Raw genomic sequence first — 19,483 nt, 5'->3', positions numbered from 1 at the left:
CCTGGCGTTCGTCCGGCGCCCACGGCAACACCGGCGCCCAGCCCCAAGGCGAAACCGGCGGCTCCGCCCGCCAGGTCGGCTCCGGGAACCTCGGGAGGTGTGAAGAAGCAGCCGGCACCGACGCCCGCGGTGGCCGCGCTGATGTCCGACGCCGACAAGGCGCAGGCCTCCGGCCAGCTCGACAACGCTGCTGCCACCCTGGAGCGGGCCATCCGCATGCAGCCGCGCAATCCCGAGTTGTGGTACCGCCTGGCGACGGTCCGCATGGCGCAGCAGCAACCGCGCCTCGCGCTCGATCTGGCGCGCAAATCCAAGGTGCTGGCCAAAGGCAATCCGGATCTGGTCCAGAAAAGCCAAGCGCTGATCGAAGAAGCGGGCCAACTCGCGGGCGCCGCGGAAAAATAGGGTGAGCAGCGTCGACGATGCCTTCGCGGAGGATGGCCCGCTGGCGCGCTCACTCACGGGCTTCCGGCCGCGTGAAGCCCAGACCGGCATGGCGCGGGCGGTAGAGCAGGCCATCCGCGACGGCCGTTGCCTGATCGCCGAGGCCGGAACCGGCACCGGCAAGACCTTCGCCTATCTTGTGCCGGCCCTGCTGAGCGGCAAGCGCGTGCTGGTCTCCACCGGCACCCGCAACCTGCAGGACCAGCTGTTTCAGAAGGACCTGCCCCTGCTGCGGCAGGCGCTGGCGGTACCGGTCCGGACCGCCTTGCTGAAAGGGCGGTCGAACTATCTTTGTCCCTATCGGCTGGAAAACGTCGTCGATTTCGGTTTTCGCGCCGGCTTCAGCGCCGAGGAGGCCGATCAACTGGAGCGCATCCGTCGCTGGGCGAAGACAACCCGCAGCGGCGACGTCGCCGAGGTCAGCGATGTGCCGGAAGCCTCGCTCCTGTGGCGCTCGGTAACCTCCACCGCCGAGAACTGCCTGGGCCAGGATTGCGGGGCTTACGAAGACTGCCACGTGGTGCAGGCCAGAAAGGCGGCGCAAGAGGCGCAGATCACCGTCATTAACCACCACCTGCTGTGGGCCGACTGGGCGGTCAAGACCGACGGCTTCGGCGAACTGTTGCCGGAGGCCGACGTCATCATCGTCGACGAGGCCCACCAGTTCGCCGAAACCGCGACGCAATTCTTAGGGATCAGCCTGAGCACGCGACAGCTCGGCGAGCTGGCGGACGACACCCTGATCGAACGGGCCAAGGATGCGCCGGACATGGGCGGGCTGGCAGACTCCGCGACCCTGCTCAAAAACGAGCTGGCGGCGATGCGCGCCGCGCTGGGCGAGGAATTGCGGCGCGATGCCTGGCACAGCGTGGCCGGTCATGAGGCCGTTAACACCGGGCTCAGGCGCATGGAAGAAAGCCTGCTGGCCCTGGCCGCCCAGTTGAAGCTGGCGTCGGTGCGGGGCAAGGGGCTGGAATCCTGCTGGAAGCGCTGCGACGAGTTCATCCAGCGGCTGGAGGCCTTCCTGGCCGAGGATACCGAGGAATCGGTGCGCTGGTTCGAGACCCATCGCCGCGGCTTTTCCCTGAGCCGGACCCCGCTGGACATCGCCGGCGAATTCGCACGCTTCCGTAAGGCAAGGCAGGCGACCTGGATCTTCACCTCGGCGACCTTGAGCGTGTCGGGGCGCTTCGAGCATTTCTCGCGCCAGCTCGGCATCGCCGATGCGGAGTGCCGGCGCTGGGAAAGCCCTTTCGATTACCGCCGCCAGAGCCTCCTGTACCTGCCGGCCGGCCTGCCCGAACCGGGCACTCGCGACTACACCCGGGCGGTGCTGCGGGCAGCGTATCCGGTGCTGAAGGCGAGCGGGGGCCGCGCCTTCCTGCTGTTCACCAGCCACCAGGCTTTGGCAGAGGCGGCGTCCATCCTGGAAGGCAAGATCGAGTTTCCGCTGTTCGTCCAGGGCACCCAGCCCAAGGCCCGGTTGCTGGAGGCCTTCCGCGCCTCGGGCAACGGCCTGCTGCTCGGGACTGCCAGCTTCTGGGAAGGGGTGGACGTTCGCGGCGAGGCGCTGTCCTGCGTGGTGATCGACAAGCTGCCGTTCGCATCACCCGGCGACCCCGTCATCAGCGCCCGGCTGGAAGCCATCCGCAAGCGCGGCCACAGCCCCTTTGCAGCGTTCCAACTGCCGGCTGCCGTGATCACCCTCAAGCAGGGCGCGGGCCGGCTGATCCGGGACGTGGACGACCGCGGCGTGCTGGTGCTGGCCGATCCGCGGCTCACCTCCAAGAGTTACGGCCGGGTGTTTTTGGACAGCCTGCCGCCGATGCGCATCACCCGCGAGTCAAATGCGGTGCGAGCCTTTTTCGCCGGTCCCCAGCCCGAGGTTTCCCCCTGAGTTTTCCCGTCTCCGTCTGAGTGGTGAAATGGCCTACAATAAGCAGTTTTCCTTCCGCAAGCCTGTTCCATGTCCGATCTTGAATTCGAAATCGAGCGGCGGCGAACCTTCGCCATCATCTCCCACCCCGACGCCGGCAAGACCACGCTGACCGAGAAGCTGTTGCTGTTCGGCGGCGCGATCCAGTTGGCGGGCTCGGTCAAGGGCCGCAAGGCGGCGCGGCATGCGACTTCGGACTGGATGGAGATGGAGAAGCAGCGCGGCATCTCGGTCACGACCTCCGTGATGCAGTTCGAGCACCGCGACCGCATCTTCAACCTGCTCGATACGCCGGGTCACGAGGACTTCTCCGAGGACACCTACCGTACTCTGACCGCGGTGGACTCCGCCCTCATGGTGATCGACAGCGCCAAGGGCGTGGAGGAGCGCACCATCAAACTGATGGAAGTGTGCCGGCTGCGCGACACGCCCATCCTCACCTTCATCAACAAGCTGGACCGCGAGGGCCGGGAGCCGGTGGAACTGCTCGATGAGGTCGAACGCATCCTGAACATCCAGTGCGCGCCCATCACTTGGCCGATCGGCATGGGCAAGCGCTTCAAGGGCGTTTACCACTTGTACGAGGATGCGATCCATTTGTTCAGCGCCTCGCACGGCGACCGCATCGTCAAGGGCGAGGTCATCGAGGGCTTGAACAGCCCGAAGCTGGACGAACTCTTGGGCGACATGGCGGACGAGTTGCGCCTGGAGATCGAACTGGTGCGCGGGGCGAGCCACGAATTCGACCTGGAGGCCTATCGCGCCGGGCGCCAGACGCCGGTGTTCTTCGGCTCGGCGATCAACAACTTCGGCATCCTCGAACTGCTGGACGCCTTCGCCGAATATGCGCCGCCGCCGCATTCGCGCCAGGCCCGCGAGCGCGCCGTCGGGCCGGAAGAGGACAGGTTTTCCGGCTTCGTATTCAAGATCCAGGCGAACATGGACCCGGCCCACCGCGACCGCATCGCCTTCCTGCGCGTGTGTTCCGGCCAGTACACCAAGGGAATGAAGCTGTTCCATGTACGCAGCGGCAAGGCCATGCAGGTGGCCAACGCCATCACCTTCCAGGCCGACAGCCGCGAGAACGTGGAGGAGGCCTATCCCGGCGACATCATCGGCCTGCACAACCACGGCACCATCCAGGTCGGCGACACCTTCACCCAGGGTGAGAACCTGAAGTTCGAGGGCATTCCTTACTTTGCGCCGGAGCTGTTCCGCCGCGTGGTGCTGAAGGACCCTTTGCGCTCCAAGGCGCTGCAGCGCGGCCTGCAGCAGCTGAGCGAGGAGGGGGCGACCCAGCTGTTCAAGCCGCTGCGCAACAACGATCTGATCCTGGGCGCGGTGGGCGTGCTGCAGTTCGACGTGACGGCGTTCCGGCTCAAATCCGAATACAACGTGGACTGCGTCTACGATGCGGTGCCGGTGACCACGGCGCGCTGGGTGTCGTGCAGCGATCCCAAGAAGCTCGAAGAGTTCAGGCGCAAGGTCCACGACAACCTGGCGGAGGACGGCAGCGGCTATCTGGTCTATCTCGCCACCAGCCGGGTGAACTTGTCGCTCACCGAGGAGCGCTGGCCGGACATCCGCTTCAGCGCGACCCGCGAGCTTTGATTACTCGATGACGGCGTCCTGCGATTCGGTTTCGCCGAGATTGTCGGTCCAGCTCACCCGGATGCGTTCCCCCGGCCGGCCGCCGCGGAATTGCAGGGAGAAATAAGGGTCCTTGGACACCGCGGTGCTGAGGCGGCAGCGCACCACGGGTATGCCTTCGTGCTCGAGGGTCAGTTCCTCGATGTAATGGGCCGGAACGACCGCTCCGCTGGCTTCGTCCCGGCGGCGCCCGGTTTCCATCGGATGGGTGATCAGCAGGCGGACGGTCGTCATGCCGTCGACGGTCTTGGTGCGAATCTTCATGCAGCGGCGAAAGAACGGGTCTTGGCTGAAGACTCAGGGTAGCGATAAGCTGCATCACCGACAAGCCAACTCGTGCGACATGAACGAATCCGCTTCCCGCCGCCATTTTCTCCTCGCCCTTGTGCGCAGTGCAGCCGGGTTCGGGTTCGGTCTCCCGCTGTTTAGAGTCTCCGCTCATGCGGCAGGCGCAGAATCGATGTCTTACGATGCTGCGCTGCGCGCCATCACTGGCGGCCGAATGCCGGAAGAAAGCGGTGAACTGGTGCTGGATGTGCCGGACAGTGCAGAGAACGGCGCCATCGTGCCGGTGACGCTGGAGAGCCGCCTAGAGCGCACGACTGCGCTGCATCTCCTGGTGGTGCGCAATCCCCGGCCGTTGGCGGCCTCCTTCGACTTCCTGGACGGCGCGGTGCCCTCGGTCTCGCTCCGTATCAAGATGAACGAGAGCAGCGAGGTGGTTGCGTTGGCAGAGGCCGGGGGGCGTATCTGTTGGAGCCGCAAGCCGGTCAAGGTGGCGGTCGGCGGCTGCGGCTGATCCGGGTCAGGGCGATTCGGCGTAGCGGGTCAGCAGTTTGACGAAATCGGCCATGCCCCGCGCCAAATGCCGCTCGATCTCGGCCATGGTGATTTCCCCCTCGCTCTTGCCGGCGGCCCAATTGGCCACGATCGCGCAGGCCGCGTAGGGCAGCTCCAACTCGCGTGCCAGCGCCGCTTCCGGCATGCCGGTCATGCCTACGAGGTTGCAGCCGTCGCGCTCCATCCGTGCGATTTCCGCCGACGTTTCCAGCCGCGGTCCCTGGGTGCAGCCGTAGACGCCGCCGTCGACGACGGAAAGACCCGCGGTACGGGCTGAGGCGATGAGCTTCTGGCGCAGGTCTTCGCTGTAGGGGGCGGTGAAGTCGATGTGGGTGACGTGGTCCAGCCCGTCCTCGAAGAAGGTGCCGGCCCGCCCCCAGGTGTAGTCGATGATCTGGTGCGGGATGGCCAGCCGGCCCGGCTCCATCTCTGCGCCGATGCCGCCGACCGCGGCAGCGGCGATGACGGACTCGGCGCCGGCCTGTTCCAGCGCCCAGAGGTTGGCGCGATAGTTGATCCGGTGCGGCGGGATAGTGTGCGGGTCGCCGTGGCGCGCCAGGAATACGAAATCGCGACCGGTGAGCCGGCCGAAGGTCAGGGCCGAAGAGGGGGGGCCATAGGGTGTGGTCAAGGTCTCACGGCGGACGATCTCGAGTTGCTCGAGCCGGGTCAGGCCGGTGCCTCCTATGATTGCGGTGAGGCTCATGTCACGGTCCTTGGAGTTCGGTGGCGGCGCAGGCGTAGATGCCGGCGGCGTTGCGCAGATAGCCTTTGTAGTCCAGACCGTAGCCGAACAAATAGCGGTTTTCGGTCACGAGGCCGACGAAATCGGCCCGGCAGGGCTTCTCCCGGCCCAGCTCCTTGTCGACCAGGACGGCGATCACGACGCGCTCCGCCCCCAGTTCTAAGCAGTGTTTGCGCACCTCGGCCAGGGTGATGCCTTCGTCGAGGATGTCGTCGACCAGCAGCACCGTACGGCCTTGCAGGGAAAGGCCGGGTTCCAGCCGCCAGTGGGTCTCGCCGCCCTCGGTCCGGCCGCGGTAGCGGCTGGCGCCGATGGCGTCGAGCTCCAGCGGGAACCGCAGATGGGTGAGGAGTTTCCCGGCGAACACGATGCCGCCGGTGAGGATGGTCATGACGACCGGATTGCTGTCCGCGATGGCTTCGCCTATCTCCGCAGCCAGACGGGCGATGGCGCTTTCGACGTCGGCTTCGGAATGCAGCAGCTCGGCGGACGTCTCGACCCGCCGTATTTCTTCGAGTCTGTTCATTGGGCAGGGCCGGTGAGGGTTTGGATGCGGCTGACGGCGGCGCGCCATTCGGCGCTTGCCAGCAGATCGCTGCGGTCGATCGGAAAGCGGCCGCGCATTGCGGCAAGGCGGCGGGCGCTGCCGGCGGAAGCGGTGCGGTTTTCAAGCACTTGCAGGATCGCCGCCGTCGCCTCGGGAGTGTTACAGACCACCAGCATGTCGCAGCCCGCCTTGAGTGCCGCCAGGGCACGGGTGGCGTAGTCGCCGGCCAAGGTCGCGCCCGCCATGGAAAGGTCGTCCGAGAAGATCGCGCCGTCGAAATTCATCCGTTCGCGCAGGATGGTCTGCAGCCAGAAATGAGAAAAACACGGTGTCTGGGCGTCGATGCGGGAATACAGCACATGGGCCGGCATGATGCCTTCCAGGTCTTCGCGTATCAACGCCGAGAAGGGCAGCAGGTCGCGGGCGAGCAGGTCCTCGAGTTCGCGCGGGTCCTCGGGCAGCGTGAGGTGCGAATCGCCGGCCACGCCGCCATGGCCGGGGAAATGCTTGCCCACCGCCGCCATGCCCGCCCGACGCATGCCGGCGGCGAAGGCGCGGGCGGCGGCGGTGACTTCATCCGGCGTGCGGGCGAAGGCGCGGTCACCGATGACGGTGCTGATGCCGGTATCGACGTCGAGTACGGGCGCGAAACTGAAGTCCACGCCCACGGCGCGAAGCTCCGCCGCCATCAGCCAGCCCGCCGTCTCGGCCGCCGCCAGCCCGGCTTCGGCGCCGGCTTCAAGGTACGCGGATGCCGCCGGCAGCCGGGTAAAGCCCGCGCGGAAACGCTGGACCCGGCTGCCCTCGTGATCCACGGCGATGAGAATGTCCGGCCGCAGGCCGCGGACCTCCGACACCAGCGTTATCATCTGGTCCGGCGATTCGTAGTTGCGACTGAACAGGATCAGCCCCCCGGCCGCAGGGTGAAGCAGGAATTCGCGCTCGTCGTCGGATATCCGGGTCCCGATAAGGTCGAACATCACACAGCGAGGGGACGGAATTGGGTTCATGGGGCTCTCTTCGTTTTGGGGCGGGCATTGTAAACCATAGAACTCCGGTCGGACGGCGGCGTTTTCCGTTGAATTGTAATAGGGATGCCTTGGGTCGGTGATGAGGCAAGCGTGAAGGGACCAGGTCCTGTCGCCGCATGAAAATTTTACGGGAAGGCTTGAATTGCAAACGGTTTGTCTCAAGATTGTGCAGATGGCTATGCCGGTGCAATTCTGTTAATTTGTTTCAAATCTTGGATGGGAAGGTAATCCAATCCAAAAACAACAAGGAGAAAGAGGATGTCGAAGGGCCAAAATCTGCAAGATCCATTCCTGAACACACTCCGGAAGGAACACGTTCCGGTTTCGATCTATCTCGTCAACGGAATCAAGCTGCAAGGAAAGGTGGATTCGTTCGACCAGTACGTGATCATGCTGAAGAACACCGTCAGCCAGATGGTGTACAAACACGCGATTTCGACCATCGTGCCCGGCCGCCCCGTGCGCGTGCCGCATGCGGGTGAAGGTGGCGACGAGGATGCCGAGTGAGGCAGCGAAAGACGTGCTTCATAGAGCCGTAGTCTTGAGGGACTTGGTTGTTCGATAGGCCAGATACCGGATCGCGCGCGGTACTGGTGCACATGCCGCTGGCCGGTCCGGATCAGGAGGATCTGGACGAGCTGCGGCTCCTGGCCCTCTCCGCAGGGGCGGAGCCGGCGGCTACGCTCACGGGACGGTTGCGGGCGATCGATCCCCGCTACTACATCGGCCAGGGCAAACTGGAAGAACTGGCCGAAACGGTCAAGGCGCACGAGGCGGAGCTGGTACTCTTCAATCACGCGCTCACACCGAGCCAGGAGCGCAATCTTGAAAAAGCGTTGAATGTCCGGGTGGTCGACCGCAGCGGCCTAATCCTGGACATTTTCGCCCAACGTGCGCGTTCCTTCGAGGGGCGGCTCCAGGTCGAACTGGCTCAGCTGAAACATCTCTCCACCCGGCTGGTACGGGGCTGGACTCACCTTGAGCGCCAGAAAGGCGGGATCGGCCTGCGCGGTCCCGGTGAAACCCAGCTCGAGACCGACAAGCGTCTGCTCGCCAACCGGATCCGCCAGATTCAGAAGCGGCTGCAGCACGTGGAAGTGCAGCGCGATCAGGGGCGTCAGGCGCGTCGCCGGGCGCAAGTGCCAGTGGTCGGCTTGGTCGGCTATACCAACGCCGGCAAGTCGACCTTGTTCAATGCCTTGACACATGCGGAAGTCTATTCGGCCGACCAATTGTTTGCGACTCTCGATCCGACCCTGCGGCGTCTGAGCAGTGGCGGTCTGAACATGGTGCTGGCGGATACCGTGGGTTTCATACGCCATCTCCCGCATGAACTCGTCGCGGCGTTCCGGTCCACCCTGCAGGAATCGGCCGAAGCGGATCTTCTGCTGCATGTCGTCGACGCCAGCGACGAGCGGATGGACGAAACCATCGCCGAGGTGCGGCAGGTGCTGGCGGAGATCGGTGCCGACCGCATTCCGTGCGTCGAGGTTTACAACAAGATCGACCGCTTGGAGGGCGTGGTTCCGCACATCGAGCGCGGTGCGTCGGGCCGGCCGACCCAGGTCTGGGTTTCGGCCCGGAGCGGCGCCGGCCTGGAGTTGCTCAAGGAACTTCTGGAGGAGATCCTGGGCGGTGGCGTCGAGCGCCGTATCCTGACTCTGTCTGCGGCCCAGGGCGAACTCAGGGCACGCCTCTATCGCGAGGCCAGGGTGTTGTCGGACGAGCCCGACGGGGCAGGCGGCTGGCGGCTGGCCGTGGAGTTTCCGGCCACGGCTCGCGGTTTACGCCATGCCATCGGCGATAACGCCACCGAGGCGGAACACGAAGGTCCACTCAGCGTGAGCCACTGACGATTCCACTCGGGATTTTTGTATGTTTGAAGGATTTCCGGGATAATTCCAGCAATGCTGCAACTCGAAAGCAATGGCTATAGATCGTCACAGGAGTGTTCACATGGCTTGGAATGAACCGGGCGGTGGAAAGAAGGACCCGTGGAGCGGGCGCGACCAGCAGGATACCCCTCCGGATCTGGACGAGGTTCTTCGCAATCTGCAGGACCGCATCAACAAGCTGTTCGGGCGCAAGCCCGACGGCGGCGGGGGCGGTGGAAACGCGGCCAGGCTTGCCGGCATGATCGGCGTGGCCGCCGTGGCGGTATGGGGCCTGACCGGCATTTACATCGTCGACGAGGGCAGCCGCGGCGTAGTGACGCGTTTTGGTAAGTACGTCGAAACGACCCAGCCCGGTCCGCACTGGCACTGGCCGTCCCCGGTCGAGGCCGTGACGGTAGTCAACGTCGAGCAGCAGCGCTTCGTCGAGGTTGGCTACCGCTCGGGCGGTCGCCAGCAGGCGGTCGGCTCTCTGGGTTCGGTGCCGCGCGAAGCGCTCATGCTGACCCAGGACGAGAACATCGTCGATCTGCGTCTGGCCGTGCAATACCAGATCAAGGATGCGAAAGAGTATCTGTTCAACGTGCTGGATCCCGAGGGCACGCTGAAACAGGTCACCGAGAGCGCCGAGCGTTCGGTTATCGGCAACAGCACCATGGATTTCGTGCTTACGGAAGGCCGCAGCAGCGTTGCCTCGGATATCAAGGCAGAAATCCAAGAGATCCTCGATCAGTATCATGCCGGCATTCGGGTCATCACCGTCAATCTGGTGGATGCCCAGCCCCCGGAAGAGGTGCAGGCGGCGTTTGAGGATGCCATCAAGGCGCGCGAGGACGAGCAAAGGCTCAAGAACGAAGCGGAGGCCTACGCGAACGAGGTCGTTCCCAAGGCACGAGGAGCGGCGTCGCGGCTGACTCAAGAATCGGAAGGCTACAAGGAAAAGGTCATCGCCAAGGCTCGGGGCGAGGCCGGTCGTTTCGAGCGGCTTCTTGCGGAATACGAAAAGGCGCCGGACGTGATGCGCGAGCGTCTTTACATCGAGTCGATGCAGGAAGTGATGGAGCGTGCTAACACCCTGATGCTGGACGTGAAGAGCGGGAACAATGTGATCTACCTGCCCCTGGACAAGATCAGGTCGGGTCGGGGCGCGGCCGATGCCGCTGCGTCAGAGTCCGAAGTCGGCAGCGTATCCATTCCAGCGCAGATCGATAGCCAGGATGGTGGAGCCAAAGCCGGCGGTGGGCGTGCGTCGAGCCGCGGCAGAGACGGGAGGGGACAATAATGGCACAGGCTAAGGCAATGATTGCGGTGGCCGGCGCGGCGGCGGTGCTGGCTTCGCTGTCGATGTTCACCGTCTCCGAAACCCAGAAGGTGATCAGGTTCCGGCTGGGTGAAATCGTGCAATCGGACTATACGCCCGGGATTTATTTCCAGGTGCCGTTCATCAACAACGTCAAGAAGTTCGACGGTCGGATTTTGACCCTGGAGTCGAAACCGGAGCGGTTCCTGACTTCCGAGAAGAAGAACGTCATCGTCGACTCCTTCGTCAAGTGGCGGGTGAAGGACGTCGCCAAGTATTACACGACGGTGGCGGGCGACGTGGTCCAGGCGAACATCCGCCTGGATCAGATCATCAAGGACGCAATGCGCAGCGAATTCAGCAAGCGCACCATCCGAGAACTGGTATCGTCCGAACGTTCGCAGATCCGGGACGTGCTGAGCGGCGCGGCGAGTCCGGTGGCCGAACAACTGGGCATCCAGATTTTGGACGTCCGCGTCATGCGCATCGATCTTCCGAGCGAGGTCAGTTCCTCGGTATATCGGCGGATGGAGGCCGAGCGGGCCCGGGTGGCTCGCGATTTCCGCTCGCGCGGTGCCGAGGCCGCGGAGCGGATTCGCGCGGATGCCGACCGTCAGCGGGAAGTGATTCTGGCCGATGCCTACCGGGATTCCGAGCTCAAGCGCGGCGAAGGGGAGGCAACCGCGGCGGATATATACGCCCAGGCGTACGGCAAGAATAAGGAGTTCTTCGGTCTCTATCGCAGCCTGTCGGCTTACCGCAGCGCGATCCGTGAAGACGACACGCTGGTGGTCGAACCTGATTCCGAGTTCTTCAGGTATTTCAAGAAATCCACCGGCAAGTGACGATGCCGTGTGCCCGTCGCCGACGGGCACACCGGGCGATTCCTCCGCTATAATTCGATACCAACGTCTTTCCCCAACGGTGTTCCGGTGAGGGCCGGCTGGTTGCGGCTCTAACCAATTGATTCCTTATGTTCCCTTTTTCCTACCCAGCCGATGACCGCTGGCTGCTGCCGGAAGGCATTGAAGAACTCTTGCCCGAGGAAGCCGAGCGGCTGGAACTGCTTCGGCGAAGGGTGCTCGATCGTTTTGCCGCCTGGGGCTACAGGCTGGTGATGCCGCCCCTGATCGAATTCATCGACTCGCTGTTGACAGGGGCCGGCCACGATCTGGACATTCAGACGTTCAAGCTGATCGATCAGGCCAGCGGACGCCTCCTCGGCATCCGCGCCGACATGACACCCCAGGTCGCGCGCATCGATGCCCGCACCCATGCCGGCGGCATGCCGGGGCGGTTTTGTTATCTGGGCTCCGTGCTGCATACCCAGGCCGATCGTCTGGAGAAATCGCGCAGCCCCATCCAGTTCGGTGCGGAGCTATACGGCCATGGCGGCGGGGCGAGCGATCTCGAAATTATTCGTCTGATGCTGGAAGTTCTGGCGACGGCCGGTGTCGGACAAGTCCATCTGGATCTGGGACATGTCGGCATCTTCCGTGGTTTGGCGCGCCAGGCCGGCCTGAGCGGAGAGCAGGAAGGCGAGCTGTTTACCTTGTTGCAGCAGAAGGCGCGCCCCGAGCTCAACGCGGCCATCGAGGGGATGGGAATGGCGCCGCAGCTGGCGCGAATGTTTACGGACCTGATTGACCTCAACGGCCGCCACGGCGTTATTGAGCGGGCCCTGGAGTCTCTGGCAGACGCCGACAGGGTGGTGCATCTTGCCCTGGAGGAGTTGGCCGTTCTGGCGGAGCGGCTTGGCAGCTACTGCCCTGAGGTTCCCATCAATTTCGATCTGGCCGAGTTACGGGGGTACCGCTATCAGACCGGCGTGGTTTTTGCCGCTTTCGTGCCAGGCTACGGCAGGGAAATTGCGCGCGGCGGGCGATATGACGACATAGGAAAAGTATTCGGGCGGGCGCGTCCGGCGACGGGATTCAGTGCCGATCTCAAGGTCATCCTCAGATTGTCCGAACTCGGTGAATCTTTTTCGGGCAGAGAAGATGCCATATTCGCCCCTGTTGGCGCCGATCCCACGTTGACCGGGGCCATCCGCGAACTGCGCGACGCCGGACGTATCGTCATCGAGAATCTTCCCGGCCAGCAAGGCGACGCGGCGACGCACGGGTTCCGCAGCGAGCTGCAGTTCGACGGCGATCGTTGGCGTGTTTGTCCTGTTGTGGCAAAGGACGCGTGACACCAGTTTCCAGCCGTGCCGTCGCGGAATCGGCAAGGGCTAAACGACACAGCAACGGAATCATCATTCAATGGCAAAAAACATAGTCGTCATCGGAACCCAGTGGGGGGATGAGGGTAAGGGCAAGCTAGTCGATCTCCTGACCGAGCACGCTAATGCCGTCGTCCGTTTCCAAGGGGGCCACAATGCGGGGCACACACTGGTCATCGACGGGCGCAAGACCGTGCTCCATCTCATCCCCTCGGGCATACTCCGGGACAGCGTCACCTGTCTCATTGGAAACGGCGTCGTGCTTTCACCGGAAGCCTTGATGCAGGAGATCGGGGTGCTGGAGAGCGTCGGATTGTCGATCCGCGACCGGCTGATCATCAGCGAGGCCTGCGCTTTGATCCTGCCGGTGCATGTCGCTCTGGACAACGCCCGGGAGGCTGCGCGCGGCGGCAAGGCTATTGGCACAACCGGGCGCGGCATCGGGCCTGCGTATGAAGACAAGGTGGCGCGCCGGGGGTTGCGGGCGGGCGATCTCCGTGATATTGCGGGTTTGCCCGAACGTCTCCGGGAACTGCTCGAGTACCACAATTTCATGTTGACACGCTATTACGGCGCGCAAGGCGTGGATTTCCAGGAAACTTTGGACAACCTGCTGGATCTCGGGGGGAAAATCTGCCCCATGCTGGGGGACGTGGCGGGCATCCTGCACCGCTACCAAGCGGCGGGCGAGAACGTTCTGTTCGAGGGCGCCCAAGGCGCGATGCTGGATATCGACCACGGCACCTATCCCTATGTCACCTCGTCCAACACCACGGCCGGCGGCGCTTCCTGCGGCACCGGCGTAGGCCTTTTGAATTTCGACTACGTTCTGGGAATCACCAAGGCCTACGCCACCCGTGTGGGGAACGGGCCGTTTCCGACCGAATTGCTCGACGCTACAGGAGAGATTTTGACCCAGAACGGCGCTGAATTCGGAGCAACGACCGGCCGCCGCCGGCGTTGCGGCTGGTTCGACGCCGTGCTGATGCGCCGATCGGCCAAACTGAACGGCCTGAGTGGTATCTGCCTTACGAAGCTGGATGTACTCGACGGTTTGCCCAAGATCGGAATTTGCACCGGTTACCGTTACGACGGGCAGGAAATCGATACCGTGCCGATCGGTGCGGACAACTACGCCCGTTGTGAACCGATCATCGAAGAAATGCCGGGCTGGCAGGCGTCAACCGCTGGTATCCGTGCCCTGGACGATCTGCCCGCCAATGCCCGGGCCTACATCAAGCGGTTGGAAGAGACCACCGGCGTCAGTGTCGACATCATCTCGACAGGGCCCGACCGGCAGGACACGATCGTGATGCAAAATCCCTTCGCGGCGGGCTAAAAGGGGCCTGGACGCGGGTTTCCTCCGGCGAGGAGGCCCGCATGCGAAAAGGTGGCACGATACGCCAAAGCTGGCGCGGATGCCATCAACAACCGGAATTTTCTATATTAGGGATGCCCGCTCGATCTGAGCGTACGGGAAGTGCTTGGTGCCGAGGAGAGGACTTGAACCTCCACGAGTCGCCTCACATGTACCTGAAACATGCGTGTCTACCAATTTCACCACCTCGGCAAGATGATGAGGCCCGAAAGCCTTGCGAGAGCTGGTATGATAGCCAGCTCCATCATTACTGTCAACAACGAAGCACTCGAGAGAACACATTGAGCATCAAGGATCAGGAAAGCGATTTGAATACATCTTCGGCCGATGCCGCCAGCAGGGAGCGGGAGTTCCGCCATAAGGATCCGTACGCGGAAAGGGAGGCGAAGAAGTACGAACGCCCGATCCCCAGCAGGGAACTGATTCTCAAGGTGCTGCAGAACATCGGCGCGCCGGCCAACCTCGAAGAGGTTGCCGATGCGCTCGGCGTGGACGACGCGGACGACCGTGAGTCGCTGCGGCGCCGGCTCAACGCCATGGAACGTGACGGCCAGCTGCTGCGCAACCGCCGCGACCACTTCTGCGTGGTCAACGCCAAGGATCTGATCGCCGGCCGGGTCATCGGCCATTCGGATGGTTTCGGTTTTCTCCACCCCGACGACGGCAGCGCCGACCTGTTCATCTCGCCGAAGGACATGCGCGCCCTGATTCACGACGACCGCGTGGTAGTCAGCGTGCGCGGCATCGACCGCCGGGGGCGTCGGGAAGCCGCGGTGGTCCAGATTCTGGAGCGCAACACCCGCAGCACCGTAGGCCGGCTTTACATCGAAAACGACATCGCCTACGTCGTTCCGGACAACAAGCGCATCCCCCTTGAAATCCTGGTGCCGGAAAACGCTCTTGCCGGTGCGGTACACGGCCAGATCGTCGTGGTCGAGATCGTTGAGCAGCCGACCGCGCGGCGCGAACCCATCGGCCGGATCGTGGAGATCCTGGGCAACCATATGGCGCCCGGCATGGAGATCGAGGTTGCGATACGCAATTACGATCTGCCGAACCAGTGGCCGGACGAGGTCGAAGCCATGATCGCCGGGCTGGCCCCGGAGGTGCCAGAGGAGGCCAAGGTCGGCCGGACCGATCTGCGGGATATCCCGCTGGTGACCATCGACGGCGAAGACGCGCGCGATTTCGACGACGCCGTGTATTGCCGCCGCACCCCCAAGGGCTGGAAGCTGTACGTCGCGATAGCCGACGTTTCGCATTACGTCAAGCCGGGTACGGCCCTGGACCAGGAGGCCCACACCCGTGGCACCTCGGTGTATTTCCCCGAGCGGGTGATTCCGATGCTGCCGGAGGTGCTGTCCAACGGGCTTTGTTCGCTCAACCCGGATCAGGACCGCCTGTGCATGGTCTGCGAGATGGTCCTCGACGACGAAGGCAATGTCGGCCGCGCCAAGTTCTACGAGGCCGTGATGCGGTCCCACGCCCGTCTGACCTACAGTCAGGTTGCGCGGATGCTGGTCGACGGCGACAAGCCGCTCCGGCGGCACTACAAGGCGCTGGTGCCGCACCTGGAAAATCTCCATTCGGTCTATCGGCTTCTGCGGCGGGCGAGGGACGAGCGCGGCGCCATCGATTTCGAGACCCAGGAATCCCGGATCGTGTTCGGCGCCGGGCGTAAGATCGAGACCATCGTGCCGGTCGTCCGGAACGATGCCCACCGCCTCATCGAGGAGTGCATGATCGCCGCCAACATGGCGACGGCCCGCTTCCTCGCCAAGACCAAGGTGCCGCACCTGTTGCGCATCCATGAGGGCCCCACGGCGGAGCGCCTCACGGATCTGCGCACCTTCCTGGGCGAGGTCGGCCTGAGCCTGGGTGGCGGCGACGAGCCGGAGCCCGGACATTACGCAGAACTAATCGAGGCCATCCATGGCCGGCCCGACGAACATCTGGTACAGACCGTGCTCCTGCGGTCGCTGGCGCAGGCAGTCTACAGCCCCGACCAGAAAGGGCATTTCGGCTTGGCTTCCGATGCCTATACCCATTTCACTTCGCCGATCCGACGCTATCCCGACCTCTTGATACACCGTGCCATCAAGCATGCCTTGAGCAGAGCCAAACCCAGCGAATTCGCCTATTCCCACAACGATCTGGTGCTGGCCGGCGAGCATTGCTCGACCTGCGAGCGCCGCGCGGACGAGGCCACCCGCGATGTGGTGAGCTGGCTCAAGTGCGAATTCATGTTGGACAAGCTGGGCGAAGAATTCGACGCCGTCATTTCGGCCGTCACTTCGTTCGGCTTCTTCGCGGAGCTGCGCGAAATCTTCGTCGAGGGGCTGGTGCACATCTCCAATCTCGACAAGGATTTCTTCCACTACGATCCCATCGGCCATCGCCTCACCGGCGAGCGCAGCGGGGTGCGTTACCGGCTCGGCGATACCGTGCGGGTGAAAGTCGCACGGGTCGATCTCGACGAACGCAAGATCGACCTCGATCTGGTCAAGAAGACCGCGGAGGCCTCTGAGCCGCAGCAGAAGCGCAGAAAGCGCAGCCGGAAGCGGAGCAAGAAGTGAGCGAAGCGCGCCGGGTCTGGGGCATTCACGCCGCCGAGGCGGCTCTGGAATACTCGCCCGACAAGGTACTCAAGGCTTGGCTGGACGCCCACCGCATGCAGAGCCGGCTCAAAGCGGTCGCCTCGCGCCTGGACGAACTGGGGGTGGAGATTGTCCGTGCGGACCGAAAACAGCTCGACCGCATGGCCGATCCGCGCAAGCATCAGGGCATTCTGTTGGATTTGGATCTGCCGAGCGAGCGGGGCGAGGCTGAATTGCTGGACGCGCTGGATGCCGCCGACGGCCATCCGCTCTATCTGGTGCTCGACCATGTGCAGGACCCGCACAATCTCGGGGCTTGCCTGCGGACTTGCGATGCTGCGGGTGTCAAAGGACTGGTGGTGACCAAGGACCAGTCGGTCGGATTGACGCCGACCGCGGCCAAGGTGTCCTCCGGCGCCGCCGAGACGGTTCCGGTGTACCGGGTGACGAATCTTGCCCGCAGCCTGGATCAATTCAAGCAGCACGGCTACTGGGTGGCCGGGGCGGCAGGCGAAGCGGAAAAGACGCTGTACGAGCTGGATCTGAACCTGCCGCTGGTGATCGTGATGGGCGCAGAAGGGGTGGGGTTAAGGCGTCTGACCCGGGAGCGCTGCGACTTTTTGTTGCGGATACCGATGCTGGGCGGGGTGGAGAGCCTCAATCTGTCGGTGGCGACCGGCATAGTCCTGTACGAAGCCCTCCGCCAGCGGGGGCAGGCGGCGCCCTGAATCGGCCGGCGGCGTCCATGGCCAATCCCGCTCTCAGCCCGTAAAATCCGCATCTTGTGCCGCTTGCGGCAGCCGATGAACCGCTCCAGAGCTTTCACTCCCGTGTCAGACCATTCATTTTTCGCAGTTTCCAACGTCCAGGCCCTCAAATGGACGGACCGAGGCCTGGACGTGCTGGATCAGCGCGTGTTGCCGGGCCAGAGGGTCTACCAGACTTTCGACACCGCGGCGGGTGTGGCGGAAGCGATCGCCAGCATGCGGGTCCGCGGCGCGCCGGCGATCGGCATTGCCGCGGCGTATGGCGTCGTGCTCGGCGCCAGGGGCTGCTTCGTCCGTGATCCCTCGGGCTGGAAACGGGCCATCGAGGACGACATCCGGCGGCTTGCCGAGTCTCGCCCTACCGCCGTGAACCTGTTCTGGGCGCTGGATCGGATGCGGGAGGCGATTGCTGGTATCGAAGGCGATCCCGTACTGCCGCTTCTGGCGGTTGCCCGCAAGATTCACGAAGACGATTTCGCCGCCAACCTGGCGATGGGCGAACTCGGCGCCGATATCCTGGCCGGATGTAAAGGGGTGCTGACGCATTGCAACACCGGCGCACTGGCGACCGGCGGATACGGCACTGCACTGGGCGTAATCCGCAGCGCTTGGCGCCGTGGCGCGCTGGAACGGGTCTATGCCACCGAAACCCGACCCTGGTCCCAGGGCGCCAGGCTCACGGTCTGGGAACTGAACGAGGACCGGATTCCGGCGACCCTGGTGGCCGATTCCGCCGCAGCCTGGCTGATGAAATCCGGCGCAGTGCAATGGGTGGTTGTCGGCGCCGACCGCATCGCCGCCAACGGCGACGTGGCGAACAAGATCGGCACCTATTCGCTGGCGGTGCTGGCCAGGCATCACGGGGTGAAGCTGATGGTGGCGGCGCCGACGTCGACGGTAGACTGGGCGACGGCCACCGGCCGGGACATCGTGGTGGAGGAGCGCGATCCGCGCGAATTGCTGCATCCGGCTTTTCTCGGGAGCGACAGTGTGATCGGGGCCTGGAATCCTGTGTTCGACGTGACGCCGGCCGAGCTGATCGACGCCATCGTCACGGAGGCGGGTACAGTGGCGAATCCCTCGCCCGATGCCATGGCGGCCCTGCGCGGAAAGGCGCGATGAATCTTTCGCTGGTCGCGATTGCCTTGGGCGGAGCCGCCGGAGCCCTGGCGCGCTTCTGGGTCTCCAATGGCCTGTACGGTTGGCTGGGCAGGGATTTTCCGCATGGAACGCTGTTCATCAACGTCAGCGGTTCGTTTCTCATGGGATTCCTGACGGTATTGATGATCCAGCGTTTTGCCCTGGCGGCGGAATACCGTGCCGCCGTGCTGGTCGGCTTTCTCGGCGCTTACACGACGTTTTCGACGTTCTCCGTGGAAACGCTGGTTCTGTTCGAAGAAGGGAGCGTGTTCAAGGCTGCGCTCAACGTGCTGTTGAGCGTCATTCTGTGTCTTGCGGCCGTCTGGGTCGGCACGGTGCTGGCACGCCGCCTGGCCGTCGGCGAGATCGCAACCATGGCGGGCGGACCGGGGCTGCGGGTGTTCGGGGCGGCCTGCGTGGTGGCGTTTCTAGCGGGCTTCGCTGCGGCTCACGCGTTTGCGCGGACGGGCTTCGGCCCTCAGCTCGAATCGCTGGTCCTGGTGGCCTTGACCGGCCTCATCGTCGTAGGAACCCTGGCGGCTTTGGTTTTGACGGGCACCGAGTTGCGGGGCCCGGTCGAGTTGTGGGGCAGTTTTACCCTGTCGGCGTTCGCCGCAGTGGTGTTTCTGAGTCTGGGGCTGGCATTGGCAAGGGGGACGGGATGAGCCGGGAAGTGACGTTCGTCCGGATTTATCTGCGGGAAGGCGAGCACGTCATGCGCGACTTGGTGAAGCATTTGGTCGCCACGCATGAAGTCGCGGGCCTCACGGTATTCCAGGGCATGGCGGGAGCCGGTTCCGATGGCAGGCTGCATACCGCCAGCCTGGTGGACTTGTCGCTGGATCTGCCATTGGTCGTCGAGTTTTTCGACGCGCCGGAGCGGGTCGAGTCGGCACTCGCCGACATCATCGAAAGATACGATCTACATCATGTGGTGACCTGGCCGGCTACGGTACGGGGAACCGCGCATCGCAACGAAGGAGCATAGGCAA

General features: G+C 63.9%; 19 protein-coding genes and 1 tRNA gene. 15 read left to right on the top strand and 5 right to left on the bottom strand.

What is annotated here, in order from left to right:
* Positions 1-99 precede the first annotated feature (99 nt).
* The 3 genes from OOT43_RS05570 to OOT43_RS05560 all read left to right on the top strand — a co-directional run bounded on the left by OOT43_RS05570 (position 100) and on the right by OOT43_RS05560 (position 3,991).
* Positions 100-405 (top strand): tetratricopeptide repeat protein, encoded by a 306-nt coding sequence (locus OOT43_RS05570; protein ID WP_266023810.1) that lies wholly within the window; start codon positions 100-102, stop codon positions 403-405.
* A gap of 1 nt (position 406) precedes the next feature.
* Entirely contained in the window at positions 407-2,341 is a 1,935-nt protein-coding gene (locus OOT43_RS05565; protein ID WP_266023809.1) for an ATP-dependent DNA helicase, read from the top strand.
* A 69-nt stretch (positions 2,342-2,410) separates the two neighbouring features.
* Positions 2,411-3,991 carry a peptide chain release factor 3 gene (locus OOT43_RS05560; protein WP_266023808.1) on the top strand — a complete coding sequence of 527 codons (1,581 nt, stop codon included), beginning with the start codon at positions 2,411-2,413 and terminating at the stop codon, positions 3,989-3,991.
* Here the strand turns inward: OOT43_RS05560 and soxZ are convergent, their stop codons facing one another.
* Positions 3,992-4,294: a thiosulfate oxidation carrier complex protein SoxZ gene (gene soxZ, locus OOT43_RS05555; protein WP_266023807.1), complete on the bottom strand. Its 303-nt coding sequence runs from the start codon at positions 4,292-4,294 to the stop codon at positions 3,992-3,994.
* A gap of 196 nt (positions 4,295-4,490) precedes the next feature.
* On the opposite strand from soxZ, the gene OOT43_RS05550 reads away from it, so the two are divergent.
* Positions 4,491-4,829 carry a thiosulfate oxidation carrier protein SoxY gene (locus tag OOT43_RS05550; protein ID WP_266023806.1) on the top strand — a complete coding sequence of 113 codons (339 nt, stop codon included), beginning with the start codon at positions 4,491-4,493 and terminating at the stop codon, positions 4,827-4,829.
* A 6-nt stretch (positions 4,830-4,835) separates the two neighbouring features.
* On the opposite strand, the gene OOT43_RS05545 is transcribed toward OOT43_RS05550, so the two are convergent.
* The 3 genes from OOT43_RS05545 to nagZ are packed head-to-tail and all read right to left on the bottom strand — an operon-like array spanning position 4,836 to position 7,172.
* The gene (locus OOT43_RS05545; RefSeq protein ID WP_266023805.1) at positions 4,836-5,576 is read right to left on the bottom strand and encodes an S-methyl-5'-thioinosine phosphorylase; all 741 of its coding nucleotides are present in this window, start codon (positions 5,574-5,576) and stop codon (positions 4,836-4,838) included.
* A gap of 1 nt (position 5,577) precedes the next feature.
* Positions 5,578-6,141, bottom strand: a complete 564-nt coding sequence (locus tag OOT43_RS05540; protein ID WP_266023804.1) for a hypoxanthine-guanine phosphoribosyltransferase — start codon at positions 6,139-6,141, stop codon at positions 5,578-5,580.
* Positions 6,138-7,172, bottom strand: a complete 1,035-nt coding sequence (gene nagZ, locus OOT43_RS05535) for a beta-N-acetylhexosaminidase (protein WP_266023803.1) — start codon at positions 7,170-7,172, stop codon at positions 6,138-6,140. Before nagZ ends, OOT43_RS05540 begins: the two co-directional genes overlap by 4 nt.
* A gap of 279 nt (positions 7,173-7,451) precedes the next feature.
* On the opposite strand from nagZ, the gene hfq reads away from it, so the two are divergent.
* The 6 genes from hfq (at position 7,452) to OOT43_RS05505 (ending at position 13,948) form a co-directional block, all read left to right on the top strand.
* Positions 7,452-7,700 (top strand): RNA chaperone Hfq, encoded by a 249-nt coding sequence (gene hfq / locus OOT43_RS05530; protein ID WP_266023802.1) that lies wholly within the window; start codon positions 7,452-7,454, stop codon positions 7,698-7,700.
* 47 nt (positions 7,701-7,747) lie between these two features.
* A complete protein-coding gene (hflX, locus tag OOT43_RS05525; protein WP_266023800.1) occupies positions 7,748-9,046 on the top strand; it encodes a ribosome rescue GTPase HflX in 1,299 nt (432 codons plus the stop codon).
* Between the two features lie 103 nt (positions 9,047-9,149).
* Entirely contained in the window at positions 9,150-10,367 is a 1,218-nt protein-coding gene (hflK, locus tag OOT43_RS05520; protein WP_266023799.1) for an FtsH protease activity modulator HflK, read from the top strand.
* Complete coding sequence (hflC, locus tag OOT43_RS05515; RefSeq protein ID WP_266023798.1) at positions 10,367-11,230, top strand: protease modulator HflC; 864 nt, start codon at positions 10,367-10,369, stop codon at positions 11,228-11,230. The genes hflK and hflC overlap by 1 nt, the downstream gene beginning before the upstream one ends.
* 128 nt (positions 11,231-11,358) lie before the next feature.
* Complete coding sequence (locus tag OOT43_RS05510; protein WP_266023796.1) at positions 11,359-12,579, top strand: ATP phosphoribosyltransferase regulatory subunit; 1,221 nt, start codon at positions 11,359-11,361, stop codon at positions 12,577-12,579.
* 70 nt (positions 12,580-12,649) lie between these two features.
* The gene (locus OOT43_RS05505; RefSeq protein WP_266023795.1) at positions 12,650-13,948 is read left to right on the top strand and encodes an adenylosuccinate synthase; all 1,299 of its coding nucleotides are present in this window, start codon (positions 12,650-12,652) and stop codon (positions 13,946-13,948) included.
* A 146-nt stretch (positions 13,949-14,094) separates the two neighbouring features.
* On the opposite strand, the gene OOT43_RS05500 is transcribed toward OOT43_RS05505, so the two are convergent.
* A tRNA-Leu gene (locus OOT43_RS05500) sits at positions 14,095-14,179 on the bottom strand.
* 116 nt (positions 14,180-14,295) lie between these two features.
* On the opposite strand from OOT43_RS05500, the gene rnr reads away from it, so the two are divergent.
* The 5 genes from rnr to OOT43_RS05475 all read left to right on the top strand — a co-directional run bounded on the left by rnr (position 14,296) and on the right by OOT43_RS05475 (position 19,479).
* Entirely contained in the window at positions 14,296-16,563 is a 2,268-nt protein-coding gene (gene rnr, locus OOT43_RS05495) for a ribonuclease R (protein WP_266023794.1), read from the top strand.
* Positions 16,560-17,312, top strand: coding sequence for a 23S rRNA (guanosine(2251)-2'-O)-methyltransferase RlmB (gene rlmB / locus OOT43_RS05490; protein WP_266023793.1), 753 nt, complete (start codon positions 16,560-16,562; stop codon positions 17,310-17,312). The genes rnr and rlmB overlap by 4 nt, the downstream gene beginning before the upstream one ends.
* 102 nt (positions 17,313-17,414) lie before the next feature.
* Positions 17,415-18,473 carry an S-methyl-5-thioribose-1-phosphate isomerase gene (mtnA, locus tag OOT43_RS05485; RefSeq protein WP_266023792.1) on the top strand — a complete coding sequence of 353 codons (1,059 nt, stop codon included), beginning with the start codon at positions 17,415-17,417 and terminating at the stop codon, positions 18,471-18,473.
* Positions 18,470-19,156, top strand: a complete 687-nt coding sequence (gene crcB, locus OOT43_RS05480) for a fluoride efflux transporter CrcB (protein WP_266023790.1) — start codon at positions 18,470-18,472, stop codon at positions 19,154-19,156. Before mtnA ends, crcB begins: the two co-directional genes overlap by 4 nt.
* Complete coding sequence (locus tag OOT43_RS05475) at positions 19,153-19,479, top strand: DUF190 domain-containing protein (RefSeq protein ID WP_266023789.1); 327 nt, start codon at positions 19,153-19,155, stop codon at positions 19,477-19,479. The genes crcB and OOT43_RS05475 overlap by 4 nt, the downstream gene beginning before the upstream one ends.
* Positions 19,480-19,483: the final 4 nt, after the last annotated feature.

Origin of the sequence: Methylococcus mesophilus, assembly GCF_026247885.1 — a bacterium.
GTDB classification, from domain to species: domain Bacteria; phylum Pseudomonadota; class Gammaproteobacteria; order Methylococcales; family Methylococcaceae; genus Methylococcus; species Methylococcus mesophilus.
The sequence above is the reverse complement of the archived record's forward strand: the minus strand, read 5'-3'. Positions and strand labels throughout refer to the sequence as shown.